22 protein-coding genes are annotated in these 22,887 nt (G+C 62.5%); 7 read left to right on the top strand and 15 right to left on the bottom strand.

Features of this window, described 5'->3' with window-relative positions; genetic code table 11:
• Nucleotides 1-115 precede the first annotated feature (115 nt).
• The 3 genes from bglX to uxuA all read left to right on the top strand — a co-directional run bounded on the left by bglX (nt 116) and on the right by uxuA (nt 4,607).
• A complete protein-coding gene (gene bglX / locus JAO73_RS04305; RefSeq protein WP_198975926.1) occupies nt 116-2,374 on the top strand; it encodes a beta-glucosidase BglX in 2,259 nt (752 codons plus the stop codon).
• 95 nt (nt 2,375-2,469) lie between these two features.
• Nucleotides 2,470-3,285, top strand: coding sequence for an SDR family oxidoreductase (locus JAO73_RS04300; protein WP_198975925.1), 816 nt, complete (start codon nt 2,470-2,472; stop codon nt 3,283-3,285).
• 152 nt (nt 3,286-3,437) lie between these two features.
• Nucleotides 3,438-4,607: a mannonate dehydratase gene (uxuA, locus tag JAO73_RS04295; RefSeq protein ID WP_198975924.1), complete on the top strand. Its 1,170-nt coding sequence runs from the start codon at nt 3,438-3,440 to the stop codon at nt 4,605-4,607.
• 89 nt (nt 4,608-4,696) lie between these two features.
• Here uxuA and JAO73_RS04290 read toward each other — a convergent pair whose 3' ends face one another.
• Both JAO73_RS04290 and JAO73_RS04285 read right to left on the bottom strand, forming a co-directional pair.
• On the bottom strand, nt 4,697-5,284 hold the full coding sequence (locus tag JAO73_RS04290; RefSeq protein WP_198975923.1) for a DUF4890 domain-containing protein: 588 nt from the start codon (nt 5,282-5,284) through the stop codon (nt 4,697-4,699).
• A 114-nt stretch (nt 5,285-5,398) separates the two neighbouring features.
• On the bottom strand, nt 5,399-5,833 hold the full coding sequence (locus JAO73_RS04285; protein ID WP_198975922.1) for a hypothetical protein: 435 nt from the start codon (nt 5,831-5,833) through the stop codon (nt 5,399-5,401).
• Nucleotides 5,834-6,160: 327 nt separating this feature from the next.
• Between JAO73_RS04285 and JAO73_RS04280 the strand changes: the two genes are divergently transcribed.
• Nucleotides 6,161-7,717 carry a M28 family metallopeptidase gene (locus JAO73_RS04280; protein ID WP_198975921.1) on the top strand — a complete coding sequence of 519 codons (1,557 nt, stop codon included), beginning with the start codon at nt 6,161-6,163 and terminating at the stop codon, nt 7,715-7,717.
• A gap of 125 nt (nt 7,718-7,842) precedes the next feature.
• On the opposite strand, the gene JAO73_RS04275 is transcribed toward JAO73_RS04280, so the two are convergent.
• The 5 genes from JAO73_RS04275 to JAO73_RS04255 all read right to left on the bottom strand — a co-directional run bounded on the left by JAO73_RS04275 (nt 7,843) and on the right by JAO73_RS04255 (nt 10,769).
• Entirely contained in the window at nt 7,843-8,160 is a 318-nt protein-coding gene (locus tag JAO73_RS04275) for a hypothetical protein (RefSeq protein WP_198975920.1), read from the bottom strand.
• A gap of 53 nt (nt 8,161-8,213) precedes the next feature.
• Nucleotides 8,214-9,071: a dienelactone hydrolase family protein gene (locus JAO73_RS04270; protein ID WP_198975919.1), complete on the bottom strand. Its 858-nt coding sequence runs from the start codon at nt 9,069-9,071 to the stop codon at nt 8,214-8,216.
• A 40-nt stretch (nt 9,072-9,111) separates the two neighbouring features.
• On the bottom strand, nt 9,112-9,483 hold the full coding sequence (locus tag JAO73_RS04265) for a cupin domain-containing protein (protein WP_198975918.1): 372 nt from the start codon (nt 9,481-9,483) through the stop codon (nt 9,112-9,114).
• An 81-nt stretch (nt 9,484-9,564) separates the two neighbouring features.
• Nucleotides 9,565-10,506 carry a GNAT family N-acetyltransferase gene (locus tag JAO73_RS04260; RefSeq protein ID WP_198975917.1) on the bottom strand — a complete coding sequence of 314 codons (942 nt, stop codon included), beginning with the start codon at nt 10,504-10,506 and terminating at the stop codon, nt 9,565-9,567.
• A gap of 14 nt (nt 10,507-10,520) precedes the next feature.
• Nucleotides 10,521-10,769, bottom strand: coding sequence for a Kazal-type serine protease inhibitor family protein (locus tag JAO73_RS04255; RefSeq protein ID WP_198975916.1), 249 nt, complete (start codon nt 10,767-10,769; stop codon nt 10,521-10,523).
• Between the two features lie 243 nt (nt 10,770-11,012).
• Here JAO73_RS04255 and JAO73_RS23320 point away from each other — a divergent pair, with 243 nt between their 5' ends.
• Both JAO73_RS23320 and JAO73_RS04245 read left to right on the top strand, forming a co-directional pair.
• Nucleotides 11,013-11,450: a CsbD family protein gene (locus tag JAO73_RS23320; RefSeq protein WP_198975915.1), complete on the top strand. Its 438-nt coding sequence runs from the start codon at nt 11,013-11,015 to the stop codon at nt 11,448-11,450.
• A 182-nt stretch (nt 11,451-11,632) separates the two neighbouring features.
• Nucleotides 11,633-11,974 carry a YtxH domain-containing protein gene (locus JAO73_RS04245; protein ID WP_198975914.1) on the top strand — a complete coding sequence of 114 codons (342 nt, stop codon included), beginning with the start codon at nt 11,633-11,635 and terminating at the stop codon, nt 11,972-11,974.
• Nucleotides 11,975-12,289: 315 nt separating this feature from the next.
• On the opposite strand, the gene lysS is transcribed toward JAO73_RS04245, so the two are convergent.
• The 6 genes from lysS to JAO73_RS04215 all read right to left on the bottom strand — a co-directional run bounded on the left by lysS (nt 12,290) and on the right by JAO73_RS04215 (nt 20,626).
• Nucleotides 12,290-13,846 (bottom strand): lysine--tRNA ligase, encoded by a 1,557-nt coding sequence (gene lysS, locus JAO73_RS04240; RefSeq protein ID WP_198975913.1) that lies wholly within the window; start codon nt 13,844-13,846, stop codon nt 12,290-12,292.
• A 216-nt stretch (nt 13,847-14,062) separates the two neighbouring features.
• Nucleotides 14,063-15,151 (bottom strand): hypothetical protein, encoded by a 1,089-nt coding sequence (locus JAO73_RS04235; RefSeq protein ID WP_233168686.1) that lies wholly within the window; start codon nt 15,149-15,151, stop codon nt 14,063-14,065.
• A gap of 266 nt (nt 15,152-15,417) precedes the next feature.
• Nucleotides 15,418-17,586: a carboxy terminal-processing peptidase gene (locus JAO73_RS04230; RefSeq protein ID WP_198975912.1), complete on the bottom strand. Its 2,169-nt coding sequence runs from the start codon at nt 17,584-17,586 to the stop codon at nt 15,418-15,420.
• A 234-nt stretch (nt 17,587-17,820) separates the two neighbouring features.
• Nucleotides 17,821-18,687 carry a hypothetical protein gene (locus JAO73_RS23475; protein ID WP_410504869.1) on the bottom strand — a complete coding sequence of 289 codons (867 nt, stop codon included), beginning with the start codon at nt 18,685-18,687 and terminating at the stop codon, nt 17,821-17,823.
• Between the two features lie 138 nt (nt 18,688-18,825).
• Complete coding sequence (locus JAO73_RS04220) at nt 18,826-19,233, bottom strand: hypothetical protein (protein ID WP_233168685.1); 408 nt, start codon at nt 19,231-19,233, stop codon at nt 18,826-18,828.
• 193 nt (nt 19,234-19,426) lie between these two features.
• Nucleotides 19,427-20,626: a proline dehydrogenase family protein gene (locus JAO73_RS04215; RefSeq protein ID WP_198975911.1), complete on the bottom strand. Its 1,200-nt coding sequence runs from the start codon at nt 20,624-20,626 to the stop codon at nt 19,427-19,429.
• Nucleotides 20,627-20,772: 146 nt separating this feature from the next.
• On the opposite strand from JAO73_RS04215, the gene JAO73_RS04210 reads away from it, so the two are divergent.
• The gene (locus tag JAO73_RS04210) at nt 20,773-21,900 is read left to right on the top strand and encodes a chorismate mutase (RefSeq protein ID WP_198975910.1); all 1,128 of its coding nucleotides are present in this window, start codon (nt 20,773-20,775) and stop codon (nt 21,898-21,900) included.
• Nucleotides 21,901-21,903: 3 nt separating this feature from the next.
• Here JAO73_RS04210 and JAO73_RS04205 read toward each other — a convergent pair whose 3' ends face one another.
• Together JAO73_RS04205 and JAO73_RS04200 are read right to left on the bottom strand one after the other, a co-directional pair.
• Complete coding sequence (locus JAO73_RS04205) at nt 21,904-22,332, bottom strand: hypothetical protein (protein WP_198975909.1); 429 nt, start codon at nt 22,330-22,332, stop codon at nt 21,904-21,906.
• 26 nt (nt 22,333-22,358) lie between these two features.
• Entirely contained in the window at nt 22,359-22,790 is a 432-nt protein-coding gene (locus JAO73_RS04200; protein ID WP_198975908.1) for a hypothetical protein, read from the bottom strand.
• Nucleotides 22,791-22,887 lie beyond the last annotated feature (97 nt).

Genomic DNA, 22,887 nt, shown 5'->3' with positions numbered 1-22,887 from the left:
TCCTGGTGATGGTGGGAACGTACAACGGAAGCCTCGGGCGGGGGCGCTATGGCCGGTGGCCGCCAGTATTCGCACTTTTTTCCGGCCGCTCCGGTGGCTTTTTTCCGCTTTCCGAATGACTCGTTTGCTTACCAAGCCGCTTCTGGTGCTGGGCCTGCTGCTGCCCGGCGCCGCCTCCCTGGCCCAGACCGCCGCGCCCGCGCCTTCCGCCAATGCCAGCATCGACCAGCGCGTGACGGCGCTGCTGGCCCAGATGACCCTGGAAGAGAAAGTGGGCCAGCTCAACCAGTATTCCGGCCGAGAAGTAACTGGCCCGGCCAGCGACCGCAAAAGCACCCTGCTCAGCAGCATCAGCAGCGGCAAAGTGGGCTCCATGCTGAACGTGAAAGGGGTGAAGGACACGCGCGAAATTCAGGCCGAAGCGCTGAAGTCGCGCCTCAAAATCCCGCTGCTTTTCAGCCTCGACGTCATTCACGGCTACCAGACCACCTTCCCGATTCCGCTGGGCGAGGCCGCTTCCTGGGACCTCGACGCCATTCGGCTGGGCGCGCACGTGGCCGCCCGCGAGGCGGCTGCTTCGGGCATTCACTGGACGTTTGCGCCCATGGTTGACGTGGGCCGCGACCCGCGCTGGGGCCGCGTGATGGAAGGCGCTGGTGAAGACACCTACCTCGGCTCCCAGATTGCCAAAGCCCGCGTGCTGGGTTTTCAGGGCGAAAAGCTGGGCGGCACCGATGCCGTTATGGCCTGCGCCAAGCACTTCGCCGCCTACGGGGCCGCCATCGGCGGGCGCGACTACAACGCCGTGGACCTCAGCCCCCAGCAGCTCTGGGAAACCTACCTGCCGCCCTTCAAGGCCGCCGCCGATGCCGGCGTGGCCACGTTCATGAACTCCTTCAACACCCTGAACGGCGTGCCGGCCACCGGCAGCAGCTACCTGCAGCGCGACGTCCTGAAAGGCCAGTGGCAGTACCCCGGCTTCGTGGTGAGCGACTGGGGCTCCATCGGCGAGCTGGTGACCTGGGGCTACGCCGCTGACAAGAAGGATGCAGCCCAAAAAGCCATCACGGCGGGTTCCGATATGGACATGGAAGCCGACGTGTACAGCCAGAACCTGGCCCAGCTGGTGCAGAGCGGCAAGGTGAAAATGGAAGTGGTGGACGACGCCGTGCGCCGCATTCTGCGCAAGAAATTTGAGCTGGGCCTGTTCGACGACCCTTACCGCTTCTCGGATGAGAAGCGCGAGCAGCAAGTGCTGGCCGACCCGCAAAACCGCGCCGCCGCCCGCCAGATGGCCAAAAAGTCGCTGGTGCTGCTGAAAAACGAGCGCGCCACGCTGCCCCTCATCAAGCAGCTGCGCCGCATTGCCCTCATCGGCCCCGTGGCCAAGGCTAAGCGCGACCTCAACGGCAGCTGGACCGTGGACACCGACACCACGCGCATCACCTCGCTCTACGACGGCCTGCGCCAGCGCGCCGGCAAAGCCACCGAGGTGCTGTACGCCAAGGGCTGTGCGGTGACCGGCGACAGCCGCGCCGGCTTCGAGCAGGCCGTGGCCACGGCCCGCAACGCCGACCTCGTGGTGCTGGCCGTGGGCGAAGCCTGGGACATGAGCGGCGAAGCCAAGTCGCGCACCGACATCCACCTGCCCGGCGTGCAGGAAGAACTATTCAAAGTCCTGAAGGCCACGGGCAAGCCGGTGGCCGTGGTGGTGTTTGGCGGGCGTCCGCTCATTTTTGACGCCATTGCCGAGCAGGCCGATGCCATTCTCTACGCCTGGTGGCCCGGCTCGGAAGGCGGCCTGGCCCTGGCCGACGTGCTCTACGGCGACTACAACCCCGCGGGCAAGCTACCCATCACCTTCCCCCGCAACGTGGGCCAGATTCCCATTGCCTACAACCAGCAGTACAACACCGGCCGCCCCGTCACCAAGCCGGGCGACATTCGCTACAAATCGGCCTACATCGACGCGCCCAGCACGCCGCGCTACGCCTTCGGCCACGGCCTGAGCTACACCACCTTCAAGTACTCCGACCTCAACATTAGCCGCCCGCAGCTCAAAGCCGGCGAGTCGGTGCAGGTCAGCTTCACGCTCACCAACACCGGCAAAGTGACCGGCGAGGAGGTGGCCCAGCTCTACCTCCGCGACCCCGTGGCCTCGGTGGTGCGCCCGCTCAAGGAGCTGAAGGATTTTCGCAAAGTCAGCCTCAAGCCCGGCAAAAGCCAAACCATCACCTTCACCCTCGACCCGAACAAGCTGGCTTTCTACAACAACCAGCTGCAGTGGGCCGCCGAGCCCGGCACCTTCAACCTGATGGTGGGCAGCGCCTCCGACGACATCCGCCTCGAAGGCACGGTGGAGCTGCTGCCGTAGGGGGGCCATATGAGGCGTCATGCCGAGCGCAGCCGCGACACGACGCCCACCTTATTCAGTTGCGCCACATTTTAAAAGTCTACCACCCTTTAAGTATGCCGAATCAATTCTCGTTAGAAGATAAAATCGTCGTCATCACCGGGGCCACCGGGGTGCTGGGCGCTTCCATGTCGCTGGCCGTGGCCGAGGCGGGCGCCAAAGTGGCCATTCTGGGCCGCAACGCCGCGCGGGCCCAGGCGCGGGCCGAGGCCATTCGGGCCATTGGCGGCGAAGCGCTGGTGGTGCTCGGCGACGTGCTCGACCCGGCCCAGATGCGCGCTGCCTGCGACAAAATCATGACCGCCTGGGGCCGCATCGACGGGCTGGTGAACGCGGCGGGCGGCAACATGCCCGGCGCCACCGTGGGCCCCGACCAGAACCTGTTCGACGTGGGCATTGAGGACACCCGCCGCGCCGTCGATTTGAACCTGTTCGGCACCGTGATTCCGACCACCGTGTTTGGCCGCGTGATGGCGGGGCAGGGCACGGGGTCCATCGTCAACATTTCCTCGCTCACGGCCCAGCGTCCGCTCACCCGCGTGATGGGCTACACCCTGGCCAAAACGGCCATTGAGGGCTATACCCGCTGGATGGCCAACGAGCTGGGCCAGCGCTACGGCGGCGGCATCCGCATGAATGCCATTGCGCCCGGCGTGTTCCTGACCGAGCAAAACCGCAGCCTGCTCGTGGCCGCCGATGGCTCGCACACCGACCGTGCCCGCAAGTTCATCGACCACACGCCCTTCCAGCGCTTCGGCGAGCCCGAAGAGCTGACCGGCACGCTCATCTACCTGCTCAGCAACGCCTCCCGCTTCGTGAACGGCGAAACGGTGGTGGTAGATGGCGGTTTTAATGCCTTCAGCGGGGTATAATTGGACCGCGGAACAATGTAGAGACGCAACATATTGCGTCTCGCCGTTGAACGTCCGGCACCGCGCCGCCTGCAAAACGTAACCGCGCAGACCTAACAACATCAGCAACGACGAGACGCAACGTATTGCGTCTCTACAACTCCTGCCATAAAATGCCCATCATTCAAAGCTGGCGTTGGTACGGCCCCAACGACCCCGTGAGCCTGGCCGACATCCGCCAGGCCGGCGCCACCGACGTGGTGACGGCCCTGCACCACATCCCCAACGGCCAGGTCTGGTCCGTAGAAGAAATCACCAAGCGTCAGGCCGAAGTGGCCGCCGCCGGCCTCGCGTGGAGCGTGGTGGAAAGCGTGCCCGTGCACGAAAACATCAAAACCCGCACCGGCGACTTCCAGCGCTACATCGCCAACTACCAGCAGAGCCTGCGCAACCTGGCGGCCTGCGGCATCTTCACGGTGACGTATAATTTCATGCCCGTGCTGGACTGGACGCGCACCGACCTGGCCTACGAGGTGGAAGACGGCTCCCGGGCCCTGCGCTTCGAAAAAGCCGCCTTCGTGGCCTTCGATGCGCTGCTGCTGAAGCGGCAAAATGCCGCCCAGGACTACACCGCCGAGGAACTGGCCCGGGCCGAAGCCCGCCTCGCCGCCATGAGCGACGACGAGCGCCAGCTGCTGCAGCGCAACATCATTGCCGGCCTGCCGGGCAGCGAGGAAAGCTTCACGCTGGCCCAGTTTCAGCAGGCGCTTGATGCCTACCAGGGCATCGACGCGGCCCGGCTGCGCGAGCACCTGATTCAGTTTCTACAGGAAATTGTGCCGGTGGCCGAGGCGGTGGGCATCAACCTGGCCATTCACCCCGACGACCCGCCGTATCCCATTCTGGGCCTGCCGCGCGTGGTGAGTACTGCGGCCGATGTAGCCGCCTTGGCCGCCGCCGTGCCCTCTCCCGCCAACGGGCTGTGCTTCTGCACCGGTTCCTTTGGCGTGCGGGCTGATAATGACCTGCCCGCCATGGTGCGTCAGTTTGCCGAGCGCATTCACTTCATCCACCTGCGCAGCACCCAGCGCGACGCCGACGGCAATTTCTACGAAGCCAACCACCTGGAAGGCGACGTGGACATGTACGCCGTGATGCGCGAGCTGGTGCTGGCCATGCGCCGGCGCGGCGTGAGCCTGCCCATGCGCCCCGACCACGGCCACCAGATGCTCGACGACCTCAACAAGAAAACCAACCCCGGCTACTCGGCCATCGGCCGCCTGCGCGGCCTGGCCGAGCTGCGGGGCCTCGAAATGGGCATCAGCCGCGGGCTGGACGCCTAGGCCCGAACAACATCCCGGCCGCCCATGGGCACAAAAAAGCCCCGCTCAGCTGAGCGGGGCTTTTTTGTGCCCATGGGCTGCGCGAAGGCCTACTTGTCGGTTTTCACCTTCACCTTGTCGGCTTTGGCCTTGGCCTTGGCTTCCTTGATTTTCAGCTTGTCTTCTTTGGCTTTGATTTTGTCGCCATCGTCGGTTTTGGCCTTCATCTTGTCGATGCCGGCGCCGTCGGGGCCGCCCATGCCGGGGCCGCCCATGCCACGGCCGCCGCCGCGGTTCATGCGGTCGGCTTCCATGGCGGTGTATTTGGTGTACTGGTCGGCGGTCAGCACTTCCTTAAACTGGGCGTCGTACTTGGTGCGCATGGCCTGCATCTGGGTGCGCATGGCTTCGCGGTCGCCGCCCGCCATCTGGCCGCGCATCGACTGCATTTCCTGGCCGCGGGCCATCATGATTTGCTGCACTTTGGCGGCCTGGTCGGAGCTAAGGCCCAGCTCCTGGGTCATGCGCTCGGTCTGGCGCTTGGCCATTTCTTCGGGCGAGCCTTGCATACGGCCGTAGCCGCGGCCCGGGCCCTGCATGCCAGCGGCGTCGGGGGAAGTGGTGGGGGAGGTTTGCGCAGCGGCGGTGCCAACGGTGAAGGCGAACGCGGCGAACAGGGGCAACAGGTACTTTTTCATGTTGAAAGTGGGGTGAGAAATTGAAAAAAAGGGGAGCTTACGGATTTACCGCGAAAAAGCCCCGTTCCAGAGCATAGAACGGGACTTTAGCGGCGGGGTTAGAGCGGCAGGCACTTAGCGGCGGCCGTACTGGCGGTGGGCCGCCTCCCAGCGGGCACGTTCCTGGGCTTCGCGCTGCGCCCGGATTTGCGCTTCCCGTTGCGCCCGGATTTGCGCTTCCCGCTGCGCCCGTTCCTGGGCTTCGCGCTGGGCGCGCTGCTGGGCTTCCCAGCGGGCCCGCTCCTGGGCCGTTACGCGGTGGTTGCGGTCGTAGCCATAGTTCTGGTTGCGGTCGAAGTGGTCATCGTTGTCGCGGCGGTCGTTGCGGTGGGCGGCTTCCCAGCGGGCTTTTTCGGCGGCGGTCACGCGGTGGTTGCGGTCGTAGCCGTAGTTGAAGTCTTTGCTGTTGCGGTCGTCGTAGCGATGGTCGAAAGGACCTTCGGCGGCGAAGGCGGCAGACGACGTGAACAGGGCAGCGGCGGCGAGGAGGGAAAACAAGGAGGCTTTCATGATTTCTGAATGAAGAAGGTGAGGGATGGGAGGGTTAATAAGGTTGGGCTCGTGTGCTGCAGGCAGCGGGCGCCAGAAGGGGTGAATCGATTCGTTCTGCCAGGGTATTTGCAAACGACCGGCCGAAAAGCGGCCGAAAAAGCCAAGCTGGACGGGCAGGCGCCGGGCACCGACCAAGCGGCCGAATTGCCAGACCGAACCGCCGATACCATCGCGGCATTTCGTGCCAAAAGGCGTTTTATGGCGCTTGAGAAGCGTTCATGGGCTGTGGCGCCCCTTCAGTATTGCCTACCTTAGAGACGGAAAAACCTCCTTACAGCTCATTCAATGAACAAACTTGCGCTCCTGACTCTGGCCGGACTGCTAGCCAACCTGGCGCCCGCCATTGCCCAAACCACCGAAAAGCTCGATGCGGCGGCTCTGGCCAAAATCCGCGACGAGGGCATGAACCGCTCCAAGGTGATGGAAACGGCCTTCTACCTCACCGACGTGAACGGCCCGCGCCTCGCCAATTCCGACGGCCTGAAGCGCGCCAATGAGTGGACCAAGGCTCAGCTGGCCAAGTACGGCCTCACGAACGCCAACATCGAAGCCTGGGGCGACTTCGGCCGCGGCTGGGATATTGAGAAATCCTACGTGGCCATGACGGCGCCCTACTACCACGCCCTGGTGGGCATCCCAAAGGCCTGGACGCCCAGCACGCCCGGCCCCGTGCGCAAGCAAGTGGTGGTGATGAAAGCCGCCACCGAGGCCGACTTGGCCCAGTACAAAGGCCAGCTGCGCGACAAAATTGTGGTGATGAGCGTGGCCGCGCCCCTCAAGCCCGCCACCGAAGGCGCCATCCGCCGCTATACCGACGAAGACCTGAAGAAGATGACTGAGCCGGCCAGCACCCCTGCCCGCACCGCCCCCGACGCCGCTATGCTGGCCAGCCGCAAAGCCATGGCCGCCCTGCGCACCGCCGTGGCCGATATGCTGGTGGCCGAAGGCGCGGCCGGCGTGCTCAGCGCCCGCGGCGGCATTTACGGCACCTTCAACACCAGCAACGGCGCGCCCTACGCTGCCGACGCCAAGCCCGCGCTGCCCGAAATCGAAACCGCGCCCGAAGACCAGTTGCGCCTCATCCGGCTGGTGGAGGCCGGCGTGCCGGTGGAAGTGGAGATGGAAACCAAAACCCGCTTCCAAACCCAGGATTTGAAGGGCTATAACGTGGTAGCCGAAATTCCCGGCACCGACAAAAAGCTGAAATCGGAAGTGGTGATGCTCGGCGGCCACCTCGACTCCTGGCACGCCGCCACCGGCGCCACCGACAACGCGGCCGGCTGCGCCGTGATGATGGAGGCCGTCCGCATCCTCAAAGCCACCGGCCTGAAGCCGCGCCGCACCATCCGCATTGCCCTGTGGGGCGAGGAAGAGGAAGGCCTGCACGGCTCGCGCGGCTACGTGAAAAACCACTTTGCCGACCCCGCCACCATGCAGCTCAAGCCCGAGCACGAAAAATTGGCGGCCTACTTCAACCTGGACAACGGCGGCGGAAAAATCCGCGGCATCTACGCCCAGGGCAACGAGGCCGTAGCGCCCATTTTCCAGCAGTGGCTGGCGCCCTTCGCCGACCTCGGTGCCAGCACCGTGACGCTGCGCAACACCGGCAGCACCGACCACATCGCCTTCGACGCCGTGGGCCTGCCCGGTTTCCAGTTCATTCAAGACGGCCTTGACTACTTCCCCGTCACCCACCACACCAACCAGGACACCTACGACCGCCTCATCGCCGACGACCTCAAGCAGGCTTCCGTGGTAGTGGCCAGCTTTGTGTATGACGCCGCCATGCGCGACCAGAAGTTGCCCCGCAAGCCCCTGCCAGCGGCTGCGAAGCCGCAGTAGAGACAAGCGGGCGCCTCGCCCCCGGCCCCTCTCCCAAAGGAGAGGGGGGCCTAACGCAAGCAGTCGGCTGGCACCCCCTCTCCCTTAGGAGAGGGGGCTGGGGGGTGAGGCGCTACGGTAGCGCTCTACTCCACCAGCCCCAGCGTGCGCGTCAGGCCGTTTTTCGGAATGCTGACTTTTAGGCTCTGGTCGCCCGTCTCGGAGCGTTTGCGGCGGCGGTCTACAATGTCCTGCACCTTGTTCTTGCCCTCGGGGCTGCGCGAAAACAGCGCCGCCGCCACGTCCGTGACCAGGGACACGGCACGCGGCACGGGCACCGTCAATTCCTGATAGTCAGGGTCGGGGGCCGGTTGCCGGGCCGGGGTCGGCTGGCTTTGGGCCATGCTGCTGCTGACTTTGCACGCCAGCGCAACTAAGAGAAGAGGTAGCTTCTTACGCGACATCAATACCGGGGCGATACCGCAAAGATGCCGCTAAAAACGGCGCGGTTGCCCGGCTAGCCCAGTTTTTCCTTGAATAGTTTCAAGGTGCGGTCCCAAGCCAGTTTGGCCACTTCGGCGTTGTAGCGGGCCGGCGAGGTGTCGTTGTTGAAGGCGTGGTTGGCGCCCTCGTACACGTACAGCTCGTACTTGGTGCCGGCCGCTTTCAGGGCCGCTTCGTAGGCCGGAATGCCGGCGTTGATGCGCTGGTCGAGCCCGCCGTAGTGCAGCAGCATGCTGGCCTTAATCTTGGGTGCGTCTTCGGCCTTGGGCTGGGCGCCGTAGTAGGCCACGCCGGCGTCGAGCTTCGGGTCGTGCACGGCCAGCTGGTTCACCAGGCCGCCGCCCCAGCAGAAGCCCACGGCGCCGGTGCGGCCGTTGCAGTCGGGCCGGCCGCGCAGATAGGTGAGGGCGGCGAGGTAGTTGTTCAGGTTTTTCAGCGGGTCGAGCTGCCCGATAAGCTTCCGGCCCTCTTCCTCATCGGCCGGCGTGCCGCCCGCCACGCTCAGCGCGTCTACGCCCAGGGCCAGGTAGCCGGCCTGCGCCACGCGCCGCGTCACGTCCTTGATGTGGGGCGTCAGGCCGCGGTTTTCGTGGATGACGACCACTGCGCCGCGCTTTTTCTTGCCTTTGGGGTGCACCAGGTAGCCGCGCACGGTGGCGCCGTCGCCGGGCCAGCTCACGTCTTCGGTTTCGAGGTCGTCGGCGGCCGGCGCTACCGTGGCGGCGGCCGCGTAGCCGGGCTCCAGCACCGAGAGGGCCGAAAACGCCAGGGCCGTGCCGCCGGCCAGTTTCACCAGCCGCTCCATGAAGTCCTTGCGGGACAGCGGGGCGTGGGTGTATTCGTCAAAAAGGTCGATGATGCGTTGGTCCATGAGGCTAAATGTACTGATTGAGCGAAGAATACGGCCGCAGCTATTCCGCCTCGCGGTTCACGGTGTCGGGGCTGAACGCCGGCACGCAGATAGACCAGTACTCGCACTCTGCCTCAAACGGGTTGGAGTAGCGCACCCGCGCGCCGCCCTTGATGAGCAGCGCCTGCCCGGCCTGCAGTTCCACCACGTCGCCGTCGATTTCAAACCGCTTCCGGCCCCGCACCACAATCGTGATTTCATCGAAAGTGGGCGTCTGGTGGGGCTCGCTCCAGTGCGGCGGCGCCACCATGTGCGCTAGGCTGTAGGCGGTCGTGCCGGTGCTGGCCCCGCCCACGTGCTCTTCGATGAGCTTGCCGTCGGTGGTGGGCACGATGAAAGGGGAGGGGTTCAGAACGTAGCGTTTTTCGGACATTGGAAGAACAGAATAAGGTTTTCAGATAGAGCGGTCATGCTTCGACCGCGCCCAGCATGACCGTTCTTAAAATTATTGTCTCTACGGCTTCACGCGTTCCAACAGTTCAAAAAGCCGCGAGTTGTATTTCCACACAAAGAAATACGGCGTCTGCACCGCCCCGAACTGCACCCGAATGCGCTCTACCGCCGGCAGCATGCTGCCCTCAAAGTCGAAGCAGGCCAGCCCCAGCACCTCGCTGGCGTATCGAATGGCTTCCCAAATCAGCAGGATGCCGGCGCCGCTGTCGCGCAGGGCCGGGTCGTCGCCCGAAAGATGGTAATAAGCCGCCTGCTGGTCCCAGATGAGGTACGCCGCCGAGTGGATGCGCTCCTGCGCATCCACGGCGAAGAACAGCTGCCGGGCGCCGTTGGCCGCCAGCGCCGCATCGTGCCGCTCAAACTGCGCCCACGAGTAGGGCATGGGCAGTCCCTGCCGGTCAAAGCTCATTTTGTTGACCTCGTAAAACCGCTCGGGGCCCAGGTCGTGCACCACCCGCACCTGTTCCCGGGCCTTCTGCAGGTTGCGCCGGATGTTGCGGTTGAGGCCGGCCTCCACCTGCGCCAGGTTGTGCACGTCATGGAGGCGGTAGGTGTAGTAGGTGGTTTGCCGGAATTGCTGCCAGTAAAAAGGCAGCCAGTTGGTGCTGGTGGGGTAAAAGTTCTGCTTGAAAGCCGCCAGCGGGGGCAGCTGCCTGATGAGCTCCTCCAACAGCACATGCTCCTTCTTGGGCACCCCCCGAAACTCGGGCAGCACGTACGGCCCCAGCCACTTCACAAACGGCGGCATGGTGGCGTAGCGGAAAGGCCCTTTTTGCTTAAAAAAATAGGGCAGGGCGGCCACCACACGGCCGTTTTCTTCGGCCAGCACCACATCCCAGGCGCCGCCTTCGCGGCACGCGTCCAGGTACCACGCCTGCGCAAACACCGGCACGTCGGGCGCGGTGCGGCAGAAGTCGCGGTAGCGGGCTTGGGCAGAGGTCAACGGTGAGGAACGGGTTATTTGGGCTGGGCTTCCGGGCAGGGGCCTTTGGTGAAGGAGCGCACGCCGGCGTTGCCGGCCACGCAGGCGTTGGCGTAGGTGTTGCCGTCGCAGCCGCACACGGGGTTGTATTCCATGGTGCAAATGCCGCCGGGATTTACTTTGGCCGGGTCGATGCAATCGGACGAGGCGGCAGCGGGCGCCGCGTTGCGGCGGCAGGCCGGGGCCAGCAGCAGGGCAAGGTATAGGGGCAGGAGCTTTCTCATGGGGCCGGGCAGCAGAAGGGCGAATCTACGCCGCCCCGGGCGGAACCAGGCACGCCCGTGGTTCAGGGGCACTTTCCGGCCGTGGCGTTGCGGAAAATTTATTGCTAAGCTCAACCCCTGGCGTTGGCCTTCGTATAGGCAGCCAGACCAATCGCGGGGCTAAAACAAAATATTTGGTTTTGTGTTCGGTTCCGCGTTTCCCCTGGCCTACTTTCACTTCATCACCCTTCATTACCCATTACCATGTCGTACCACGAAGAAGACAACAACGCCGGTAAAGTACTTTTGGCCGCCCTCGCCGGTGCTGGCGCTGGCATCATCGCCGGTATGCTGCTGGCCCCCGACAAAGGCTCGGCTACGCGCGAAAACTGGAAAGGCGTTGCCTCCAAATACAGCGGCCAGCTCGGCGAGCAAGCCTCGAAGCTGGGCGCCGACCTCGAAGCTAAATTCAAAGAATACGCCGGCAAGCTCGAAGACCTCGGCGTGACCCTGCCCGGCAGCAGCCTCAAAATCAAAGGCAACTGGGACGAGGCCAAAGGCAAGCTGAAGGCCCAATACGCCCAACTCACCGACGAAGACCTGACCTACGCCGAAGGCCAGGGCGACCAGCTCGTAGGCCGCCTGCAGGAGAAGCTCGGCAAAGGCAAAGCTGAAATCACCAAAATGCTGAACGACCTGTAAGCCGACGCTTCGCGTTAGGCAAGCACAAGCCCCGCGCCGTCAGGTGCGGGGCTTTTTGCTGCCCCAACAAGTCGGCGGGGTTTGCCGTTGAGTGGTAGTGAGTAGCAGGTATTGAGAAGTGAGACAATTCTGCCTTCGTGCTACTTGCTGCTCATTACTTCTTACTACAAATCTGCATTCCCATGAAAGACGACAAAGGCAAAGTCATTCTCTCGCTGCTGGCCGGCGCCACGGCCGGCATCGTGGCGGGCCTGCTGCTGGCCCCCGAAACCGGCGACGACGCCCGCTCCCACCTCAAACGCTCGGCCACCAAGTGGGGCGGCGACCTGAGCAAGTTCTTCAAAGACACCTTGGCGAAGGCCCAGGGCCAAGCCCCTGGCCACACCAACGCCGACGCCAGCCTGAGCGAAGACAAGCAAGCCGCCGACCGCCTCCTGCAAGGCCTTGACGCAGGGGGAGACTTTTCGCAGGCCGATGCCGACTACGACGGTTTCGACGACGCCCGCCACCAGCCGCGCGGGTAGCACCCTGCCGGGGAGAAACATAATTTTGGCATTTTTGGCATTCTTGTAACCTGGTCCCTGCGGCTCCGTAAAATCCCTCACAACCGTCTTGAAAGAAGGCCGAAACGTATTGTCAGTAAAATTGCCGGTCGTAGGAGCTTCTGCTGAATTAGGTCAAAAAATTCAGTAGCAAAATCAGACGTATCCATCGCAAGCTTCTGACAAAAACAGCGGTTTGAAGGGTAAGAAGGTTGTAAAAAAGAAAAGCCCCGCACGACATTTCGTGTGGGGCTTTTCGATTTTTTAACCGTCACGGCTACAAACCGTGCAGAGCCTTTATTTCTCCTCGGCTTCGGGCTTTTCCTTCTGCACGTTCTCCGGCTTCATCTGCGGGAAAAACAGCACGTCCTGGATGGAGTGCGAGTTGGTCATAATCATGCTCAGGCGGTCGATGCCGATGCCCAGGCCGGCCGTGGGCGGCATGCCGTACTCCAGGGCGCGCAGAAAGTCCTCGTCGAGCACCATGGCCTCGGTGTCGCCGCGCTTGCCCAGCTCCAGCTGGTCTTCGAAGCGCTTGCGCTGGTCGATGGGGTCATTCAGTTCCGAGAAAGCGTTGCAGATTTCCTTGCCGTTGCAAATGGCCTCGAACCGCTCCACCATGCCGGGCCGGTCGCGGTGCTTCTTGGCCAGCGGCGACATTTCCACCGGGTAGTCGGTGATGAACGTGGGCTGAATGAGCTTGGGCTCCACGTGCTCGCCGAAAATCTCGTCGATGATTTTGGCCTTGCCCATGCTGGGGTCGAGGTGCACGTTCAGCTTGGCGGCGGCTTCGCGCAGGGCGGCCTCGTCCATCTCGCCAATGGCCACGCCCGTGTATTTCTCAATGGCCTCGAACATGGTGTAACGCTGCCACGGACGCTGGAAATTGATGACGTTTTCGCCCACTTTCACCTCCGTCTGGCCGTGCAGGGCCATGGCCACGCGCTCCACCATTTCCTCCACCAGGTCCATCATCCAGGCGTAGTCCTTGTAGGCCACGTAGAGCTCCATCTGGGTGAACTCCGGGTTGTGGAAGCGCGACATGCCTTCGTTGCGGAAGTCCTTGCTGAACTCGTACACGCCATCGAAGCCGCCCACAATCAGGCGCTTGAGGTACAGCTCGTTGGCAATGCGCAGGTACAGCGTCATGTCCAGCGTGTTGTGGTGCGTAGTGAAGGGCCGCGCCGCCGCGCCGCCATACAGCGGCTGCAGAATCGGGGTTTCCACCTCCAGGTAGCCCTTGTCGTTCAAGAAATTGCGCATCGACTGCACCAGCTGCGTGCGCTTGATGAAGGTGTCGCGCACCTGCGGGTTCACCACCAGGTCCACGTAGCGCTGGCGGTAGCGCTGCTCGGGGTCGGTGAAGGCGTCGTAGGTTACTTTTTCGCCGGTGGCCTCGTCCACCTTTTCCTTCACCACCGGCAGTGGGCGCAGCGCCTTGGCCAACAGCTTCAGCTCCGTGACGTGAATAGACGTTTCGCCCACCTGCGTTTTGAACACGTGGCCTTTCACGCCAATGAAGTCGCCCAAATCGAGCAGCTTCTTAAATACGGTATTGTATAGCTCCTTGTCCTCGCCGGGGCAGATTTCGTCGCGGTTCACATACAGTTGAATGCGGCCCGACGTGTCCATCAGCTCCGCAAACGAAGCCTTGCCCATCACGCGTTGCGACATCAGCCGGCCCGCCAGTGCCACCTCCTGGAAGTTGTTGAGCTCGGGGTGGTAATTGTCGTGAATCTCCTTGGCGTAAAACGTCACGTCGAACAGTTCCGACGGGTACGCTTCAATGCCCAGCTTTTCCAGTTCTTCGAGTTTGTGGCGGCGCTGTAATTCCTGTTCGCTGAGGTGCTGCATATGATTGTCTGAACCACGGATTCGTGCGGATTTTTCGGATTCCACGGATTTCGTGGACGGTTGGCTAAGCCGGAAAATCAGTCTGCCTGCGGAGGCAGGTAGGGACGTGGTGCTTAAAGTGAACCGCAAAAGTACGGCATGAAAAAAGCCGCTCCGAAACCGGAGCGGCTTTCCGTTCACAAAATCCGCGGATTCCGAAAAATCCGTGGTTCAGCTTTACGCAGCCATGCGGAACTGCTGGCCTTCGGCGGCAATGGCCGGGGCCGTGGGCGGCGTGGGGGCCAGCACCGGCTCGACGCGGGTGCGCAACCGCTCCTGCACGAAGCCCGACTGCAAGTGCACCGGCAGCTCGGCCACCAGCTCGCGGTAGCGCTCCAGGCCCAAAGCCTTCGCCACGTACGTCTCGTGGATGCCGTTGAGGTAGCTCACGATGTTGAGCAGCGAGCTGTGGAACAGGCGGAAATCAATATCGGCCTCCACGTAGCGCTCAATCTCGCGGGTGCTCTCCGAAATGCGCAGGCGGCCCAGCAGGTCGAAGATGGTGGTGTAGCCCAGGCGCCAAGTAATCTGCTGCCAGTGCGCCGCCGTCCACTTATCGAGCGGGCGGCCCGTCTTCTGGCTGCGGATGGCCGTGTTGGGGTTGGCCTGCACCTGCTGGCGGGTCCACTGCGCCTTCATTTTGCGCGTGGTGCGCAGCATCTGGCCAATCTGGGCCTGCGCGTCAATCTCCTTGCTGGCAATGTGCAGCCCGGCCTTGTAGCCAGCCAGCGGCAGGCGGTGAATGCTGAAGTCGCCGTACGCGCCAGCGGCGTAAAACGACACCGGGCGCGGGTACGCATTCTTCACCACCAAGCGGCCCACCTCGCGGCGGATGAGCTGACCGTTATTCGAGCGCACCCCGGTGGTGTACAGGAACGCCTGCAGGCCCGATAAGATGGCGTGGTACGCCTGCGGGAACGTCCAGTGCAGGGCGTTGCGCAGGAAGTTCTCGTCGCCTAGCTCGGCGGTGGCCCGCAGGGCGTATTCCGTGCTCCAGCTAGTGTGCAGCAGCTTGGTGAGCGCGGCCACGTCGGCGTCGTTCAGCTCGGCCGTGTGGCTGCGGAAGAAGGGCAGGTTCTGGAGGCCGCCGAGCACGTCGTCGTTCTCCTGAATGTGATAGTTGATGGCAAAGAAATAGTTGAGGAAAACCTGCGCTGGGATTGATTTACGCCAGTTTTCATCAGCTAGCTTTTGCTGAAGCTCATCGGCAGGCGCGTCGACCTGCGGGTTGAGCGGAATGATGCGGGTTTCCTCTGTAGTCTTCATGTCAGGTAAACAGCTTTCGGCGGGTTTTTAGTTGCCTAATTACTAACTTTTTTGTCAAATTTACTAATCAATATTGTTATTGTAAATCAATGAGTTGAATCCAATAGTAAAATTTTCTTGTAGCAAGCTCTTGCTAGTCTGTTTGCTAATTTAGTTGTCATGCCAAAAAGGTGCCAAAAAAGCCCCTGCATCACGAGGTGCAGGGGCTTTTGCTACAACTAAGCTAGTGCCTGATTTGCAAACGGCTAGCGTGCAGTTGCCAATGGCTATTGCTTAATCTCATCCTGAATCACCGCCACGGCTTCGCCAATGGTGATGTCCTTCTTCAGGCCTTTGGTGAAGCGGGCGGCGCGGTTCACCTTCACGGTATCGCCGCCCACGGCCCGAATGTCGGCGGCCAGGGGCGAGAAGGCGAGGGCCGTGGTGGTTTTCTGGGCAGCCTCGTAACGGTCCGAAATCAGCTTCGATTCCTGCTGCTCGGCCCGGAAGGCGCTCAGCTTGAGCGACACTACGCTTTCGTCTTTGCGCTTGCGCATGCTCTTCACCATGTCGTCCATCACCTTAAAGCTGGGGTTGGTGGCCACGCGGGCTTTGCTGTTGGCGCGCAGCTTTTCCAGGTTGGGGGCCTCGTTCCAGGGGCGGTAGCGAGCGGGCTGAATCTCGTCCCACTTCAGCGGGTAGTCCGATTCTTTTTCGCCTTGGTCGAGGTAGGAGTAGAGGTCGGGCACCACAATGTCCGACACCACGCCTTTGAACTGGGTCGAGCCGCCGTTCACGCGGTAAAACTTCTGGGTGGTCAGCTTAAGCGAGCCGATGGGCTTCACGCTGTTCAGCTCGGCCGGCAGGGCTTCGTCGAGGTCGAAGATGCGCTGCACGGTGCCCTTGCCATAGGTGCTGGTCGAGCCCATAATCACGCCGCGCTTGTAGTCCTGAATGGCCGCCGCCAGAATCTCCGACGCCGAGGCGCTGTATTTGTTCACCAGAATCACGAGCGGGCCGCTGTACTGCACGCGTGGGTCGTTGTCGGTCAGCACCTGGGTGCGGCCCTGGCCGTCGCGCACCTGCACCATGGGGCCGCTTTCCATGAAGAGGCCGGCCATCGACACCGCATCGCCCAAAGAGCCGCCGCCGTTGAAGCGCAAGTCCATAATCACGCCCTTCACGCCTTCGGCGTTGAGCTTGGCCAGCTCCTTCTTCACGTCGTCGGACGAGCTGCGGCCGCCGTTGTCGTTGAAGTCGGCGTAGAAGCCGGGCAGGCGGAGGTAGCCAATTTTCTGGCCCTTGTCGGTGATAACCGACGACTGAGCGTATTTGTCGTCAACCACCACCACATCGCGGACGATGGGAATAATCTTGGTGCTGCCATCGGGCTTGCGCACCGTGAGGCGCACTTCCGAGCCTTTTTTGCCCCGAATCAACGTCACTGCTTTCGCCGTGCGCCAGCCTTCAATGCTCACCGGCTCGGCGGCCCCCTGGGCCACGCGCAGCAGGGCGTCGCCCTTCTTCAGGTCGCCCTGCCGGGCCGAGGCCGAGCCGGGAATAATTTCATCCACGTAAATCAAACCGTCTTTTTCGCGCAGCGTGGCCCCGATGCCCTCGAAGCGGCCGGTCATTTCGTAGTCGAAATCTTCCTTGGCTTTGGGGGCAAAGTACTCGGTGTGCGGGTCGTAAGTGTTGGCGATGGTGTTGGCGTATTCCGCTATCCGCTCGTTGGCGTCGATGTCGGCCATGTCCTCAAACTGCTCGTCGTAGGACTTCAGCACGCGCTTGCGAGCTTCGGCCTCCATTTGAGCGGGGGTACGCACGGGCTCGGCGGCGGTGGGCGCTTCTGCGTTGGCGGCGCTGGGGGCGGCAGTGGCCCCGGTGGGCTTGGCGTCTTTGGCCTTCTCCTGGGCGTCCATCATTTCCGAAACGCGGCTCAGGGTTTCGTACTTCAGCAGCTTGCGCCACAGCTCGCGCTGGGCGGCTTTGTCGGCGGGGAAAGCCGCCTTGTCAAAATCGGTTTGCAGGGTTTCGTCTACCGTGAAATCGAAAGGCTTGGCCAGCAGTTCGCGGTACAAGGCCTGCATCTCCTTGGTGCGGTCGGTCATGAGCTTGGTGCTCAGGTCCAGAAACTCGTGTGTGCCGCGCTTCACCTCGTCGTCAATCTGGGTCTGGTAGCGACGCAGCTGGTCCACATCACTCGCCAGCAAAAACTGCTTGCGGTTGTCGAGGTGCTTCAGGTACAGGTCGAACACGCGCTTGGAAAACGCGTCGTCAATTTTCTCAGGCTGGTAATGCTGCGAATTCAGCCCGCTCAGCATGAGGCCAATAAGCACTTGGTCCTTGCTCGGCACTGCCGAGTCGGCCCGGCGGAACAACCGGTAAGATGCCAGAACAAACACGGCCGCGACCAAAAAGGCGTACAGCCCGACTTTCAAGCGGGGGGAAGACATTTGCGGAAAATAAAACGGAGTTGAAATTCAAATATACGGCCGGCACTAGGCGCGTGGGGGCCGTAAAGTGTACGTTGAAAACGCCCTGGCGGGTGAAATAAGTGCCCGCCCGCGGTAAGGCTGACTGCGCACAGTATAAGAACTAGGCCTGTCGGCCGAAGGTTGCAACAAAAAAGCCTTTCCCAGACGGGAAAGGCTTTTTTCAGGACGAGCAGGCCGGAACCTGCGACGTACTTAGTACTTGTAAATCTTGTCGCCGTTGTGGCGACGGAACTCCTCTTCGAAGTAACGGGCGTCCTCTTCGTTGCGGGGCTTCACGCCCATCACGATGCCGCCGTTCTTCACGCCTTGCTCGTATTCAGCCGCGTGCTCTTCGGGGATGCCCGAGCCCACCAGGGCGCCTACCAGGCCACCCGTGAGGCCACCGGCACCGGCACCGGCCAGCGCAGCGGCCAGCGGGCCGGCAATGATGAGGCCCAGACCGGGCAGGGCCACCGAAGTACCGATGGCCGCAATGGCGCCGATGATGGCACCGGCCGTGCCGCCGATGGCCGAACCCACGCCAGCGCCTTCCATGGCTTTGTCGCCGAGGTCGGTGTGGGCGGTGTCATCACCGAAGTGGGTTTTGCGGGTTTCGTCCGACATCAGCAAGTTCACGTCGTCTTTGCCGTAGCCGCGCGACGAGAGCGACTGATAGGCCTTCTCGGCGCTGCTACGGTCACGGAACATGCCGGTCAGGTTCGTGCTGGGGCTCGAATCGTAGGGCTGGCCGGTCACGGCGTGAGCGGCATGGTCGGCGGTGTTCTGCACGCCATCGATGGCGCGGCCTACTACGGCACCGGCGGTGCCAGCGGCGGCGGCACCTTTTTGGGTGGCGCTGAAGTCGTCGCCGTCGGTGGCGTTATTTACGTTGCCCAGCGAGGCGCCCGAAGTGCTCGACGTGCCCGTACCGGACGTTACGCCGGTGCCGGCGTTGTAGCTGGTGCCTTCATTGCTCAGGCCAGTGCTGTTGCCCATGCCGGTGCCCGTGTTTTGGGTGCCGTAGTTAGAGCCTGCGCCAGTGCCGGTATTCTGCGGGTTATTCGAATCGTTGGTGTTCATGCTAGGAAGGAATTGAAAATGTGGAAAAGAAAACCAGCCTACCCGGCTAGTTGAGGCTCTTAACGGGACCACCGTGGTAGAGGTTACATCCCGCTAGTTTTCCAACTTTTCTCTTCTTAGTCCAGCAACCGTGGTTTTTTAGTCGTCAGCCGAGGTCCGGGCAAACTGTTGAAAGTTGGCTTCGTTGCGCCAAAAATCCCGGCATTCTCTGATGAGATTTTTCAGAAAATCCTCGTCTTGTTTCAGGCTGCGCCACTCGCCCATGCCCATCTTCTCGCAGAGCTTGTAGAAGTTGTCGCCTTGGCCCTTAGAGCCTTGCACCTTCACCAGACAGCTTAGCGGCGGGCGGCCTTCTTCGTGCTCCGTGGCCGAGATTTCGGCCAGCATTTCATTGAGCCGAGATTTTTCGTGAGAAATATCAAGATTTAACCCCAATTCAGCTTCCTGCACCAACGTGAGGTAGCTTACGGTACCGGTTTGCAGCCGGGAATAGCGAATCAAATACGTGCGAATGCGACCAATCATGATAGGGCTTTGAATGAACAAAAAACCGTTTTGGGGGCTGAAAATTAGCGAATTTTAGCTGCCCGGCACTACATATAGAAGTGCTTGCAGGTGCTAATTTTTGGCCCCGCGGGGTCGGCCCATACCACAATCGTTCCGAAAATGCTGCGCAATCGCCCAACGGCTCCGTCAAGAGCCCATCTGGCCGGCGAATGCCGACTTTTTGCCGCCGAATTTATTGTCCGCGCCGCCGCCGAATTTCTTTCTGAATGAGCAGAAACTCGCGGCTGCTCTGGCCCGCAATGGCGGTGTTCTCATCGGCCCGCCGCAGCAGGTAGGGCATCACGGCGGCTACCGGGCCGTAGGGCAGGTATTTGGCGGTGTTGTAGCCGGCGTTGGCCAGGTTGTAGGTGAGGTTGTCGCTCATGCCGTAGAGCTGGGCAAACCAGACGCGCGGGTCGTTGGGCGCCAAGCCCGCCTGCTGCATGAGCTGGGTAAGCAACAGGGAGCTGGCCTCGTTGTGCGTGCCGGCGCAAATGCTGATGCGGTCAATGTGCTCGATGCAATAGCGCAACGACTCATCGTAGAGCGCGTCGGTGGCGTTTTTGGTGGGATTGATGGGATTTTGGTAGCCGCGCTGCTTGGCCACGCGGGCTTCTTTTTCCATGTACGCGCCGCGCACCAGCTTGGCGCCGATGTAGTAGCCGGCTTCGGCCGCGGCGTCGTGGGCGGCTTTGAGGGCGTCGAGGCGGTCGTGGCGGTAGAGCTGGTAGGTGTTCCAGACGATGGCCGTTTCACGGTTGTACTTGGCCATCATGTCGTAGGCCAGCAGGTCGATGGTGTGCTGGAACCAGCTCTCCTCGGCGTCAACGAAGATGCGCACGCCGTGCTGGTGGGCGCGGGCGCACAGGGCATCTACGCGGGCCACGGCGCGGGCGTGGGCGGCTTCTTCCGCGGCCGTGAGCAGCTTGCCGGCCTGGATTTTCTCCAGAATGGCCACGTTGGCCACGCCGGTTACTTTGAACACCGAAAAGGGGATGTGCTTGGAGCGGTGGGCCTCGTCGATGGTGGCCAGGATTTCGTCGCGGGTGTGGTCGTAGCTGGCGTCGCTGCCTTCGCCTTCCACCGAGTAGTCGAGGATGGTGCCGATGTTGTATTTGCCCAGCTCGGCCGTCACGGGGCGGCACTCGGCAATGGTTTCGCCGCCGCAGAACTGCTCAAAAATGCTGTGCTTGATGAGGAATTTCGTGCCGGGCAGGCCCCACTTCAAGGCCGTTTTCATGAGGCCGCTGCCGGTTTTCACCAGACTGCCGTTGTTCATGGCCGCAAACAGGGCGTAGACTTTACGCAGCTGGGCGTCGGACTTGGAAGCAAACGCCACGCGGGTGTCATCGAAGGAAATCGGCGGGGCTTGAGTAGGAGCGTCGGGCGACATGGATAAGAAAATAAAGCGGTGGGAATTGGGGCAGCAGGGCGCCAGTGGACGAAGGTAGCCGGTAAACAACGTTCGGGGGAAACGAGTTACGTTTGTTGGAATTTGCGGCGTCTGGCCACAAATTTCCTTCATCTGGCCCTGTTCTGATGCCCTCCGACTCTAATACGTTCTTCACCCGACTGTTGGCTCACAAGGGCCATCCCATTCTCATTGCCGGTCCGTGCTCGGCCGAAACCGAAGAGCAGGTGTTGGCCACCGCTCACGGCCTCAAGGCACTCGGCAACATCGACCTGTTTCGGGCCGGCATCTGGAAGCCGCGCACCCGGCCGGGCTCCTTCGAGGGCATGGGCGCAGTGGCGCTGCCTTGGCTGCAGCGCGTGAAGGCCGAAACCGGCATTCCCACCGCCATCGAGGTGGCCACGCCCCGCCACGTGGAAGAAGCCCTGGCCCACGGCATCGACGTGCTCTGGGTGGGCGCGCGCACCACCGTGAACCCCTTTGCGGTGCAGGAGCTGGCCGATGCCCTGGCCGGCACCGGCGTGCCCGTGATGGTGAAAAACCCCGTGAACCCCGACGTGGCCCTCTGGGCCGGCGCCCTAGAGCGCATGGAGCGGGCCGGCATCACCGATTTGGCGGCCATTCACCGGGGGTTCAGCACGTTTGCGCCCAGCCGCTACCGCAACGCGCCCACCTGGGTGCTGCCCATTGAGTTGAAAACGCGCTTCCCGCACATTCCCCTCATCTGCGACCCCAGCCACATCGGCGGGCGGCGCGATTTGCTGCTGCCCATCGCCCAGAAGGCCCTCGACCTCGATTACGACGGCCTCATCATCGAAACCCACCCCGACCCCGACCACGCCCTCAGCGACGCCGAGCAGCAGGTGACGCCCGCGCGCCTGGGCGAAATCCTGAGCGAGCTGAAATACCGCTACCGTTCCTCCAACAACGCCGAATACCTCAACAAGGCCGAAGACCTGCGCCACAAGATGGACGTGGCCGACCGCGAGATTGTGGAAGCTCTGGCCCGCCGCATGGCCCTGGTGGAGGAGCTGGCCGAGTACAAAAAGGAAAACGACGTGAAAATCCTGCAAATCGACCGCTGGCAGGAAATTTTCAGCACCCGGCAGGAGTGGGCCCGCAAGCTCAACGTGAACGAGAAGTTTGTGGCCGAGCTCTACAAACTCATTCACATTGAGAGCATTCGCAAGCAAACCGAGGTGCTCAACGGCCGCCCGCAGGTAGACGGCGTGCAGCACCACGGGCCGGGCCTGTAGCGGCTAGCGGAGGCGCCGGTAGGTTTTGCGGGGATAATCGCAGGGCAGGCCGTAATCGAGCACCAGCGTATTGCCCTGCACCGTCACCTGGGCGTCGTGCCGGAAAAAAGGCGTGGTCAGCTTCTCGGTGAAGCGCAGGCCGGGCGTTGAATTGTTGGTGGTGCCGCAGGTGATGATGCCGGGCACGGCGGTGTAGGAGCCCCGCGCCGTGAGCTGGCCGTTGCTGTACACCGCAAAAGTGCTGTCGGTGAACTCGGCGGTTTCGGGGGGCACGCCGGGCAGGCATTCGCACTCCAGCTTGACGAGCTGCCAGGTGCCGGGCAGGCCGGTGCCCACGGCTTCGGGCGCAGCGTCGTCGGAGGTGTCGCAGCTCAGCAGGCCGAAGCCCGCCAGCGCTGCCCAAAGCAGGCGAAGGCAAAAGGAGAATTTCATGACGAAAGCAACTGGCGCCCCTCGCACTAGAGGCGGCGTTTGTAGTAATAGCCGAGGCCGTCGGCGTAATCTTCCACGATGACCAGCTCGGTGGCCGACACGCGTTCGATGAACTCTTTTTCGCTGCCGGTGCGGGCGCCGTAGCGCAGGAAGGTCTGGGGCCGGCGGTTGACGTAGGAGTTGGCCTGAAACAGCGAATAAGGGGTGGCGGCGGTCACGGCGCCGTTGAGCAGGAAAGTGGCCTGCTTATCGGTGGTGAAGATGATTTCTTCCCGTCGGGCCGGGTTGGCGGGCGTGACTTTGCCCGAGAGGCCGCCGTCGGTTTGGGTGAGTTCCCAGTGGCCCACCAGCAAGTTGGCCTGGGCGTCTTCGGGCGATACCGCGCCTTTGGAGCACCCGGCGAGCACACCGGCCGCCAGCAGCAGCGCCGGGAGGCAGGCGTGAGCGAGTCGTTTCATAGCAGAAAGCAGAAAGAAAGTGAGAAATGCCGCGAGCAGTAGGCCCGTCGAGAAGAGGGCCCGGGCCTGCCGTTGTCCCTCTGACCGGCCCCACCGC

This window comes from Hymenobacter miniatus (assembly GCF_016427455.1).
Taxonomy (GTDB): domain Bacteria; phylum Bacteroidota; class Bacteroidia; order Cytophagales; family Hymenobacteraceae; genus Hymenobacter; species Hymenobacter armeniacus.
Note: the sequence above shows the minus strand (reverse complement) of the source record. Positions and strands in the feature narration are given on the sequence as shown.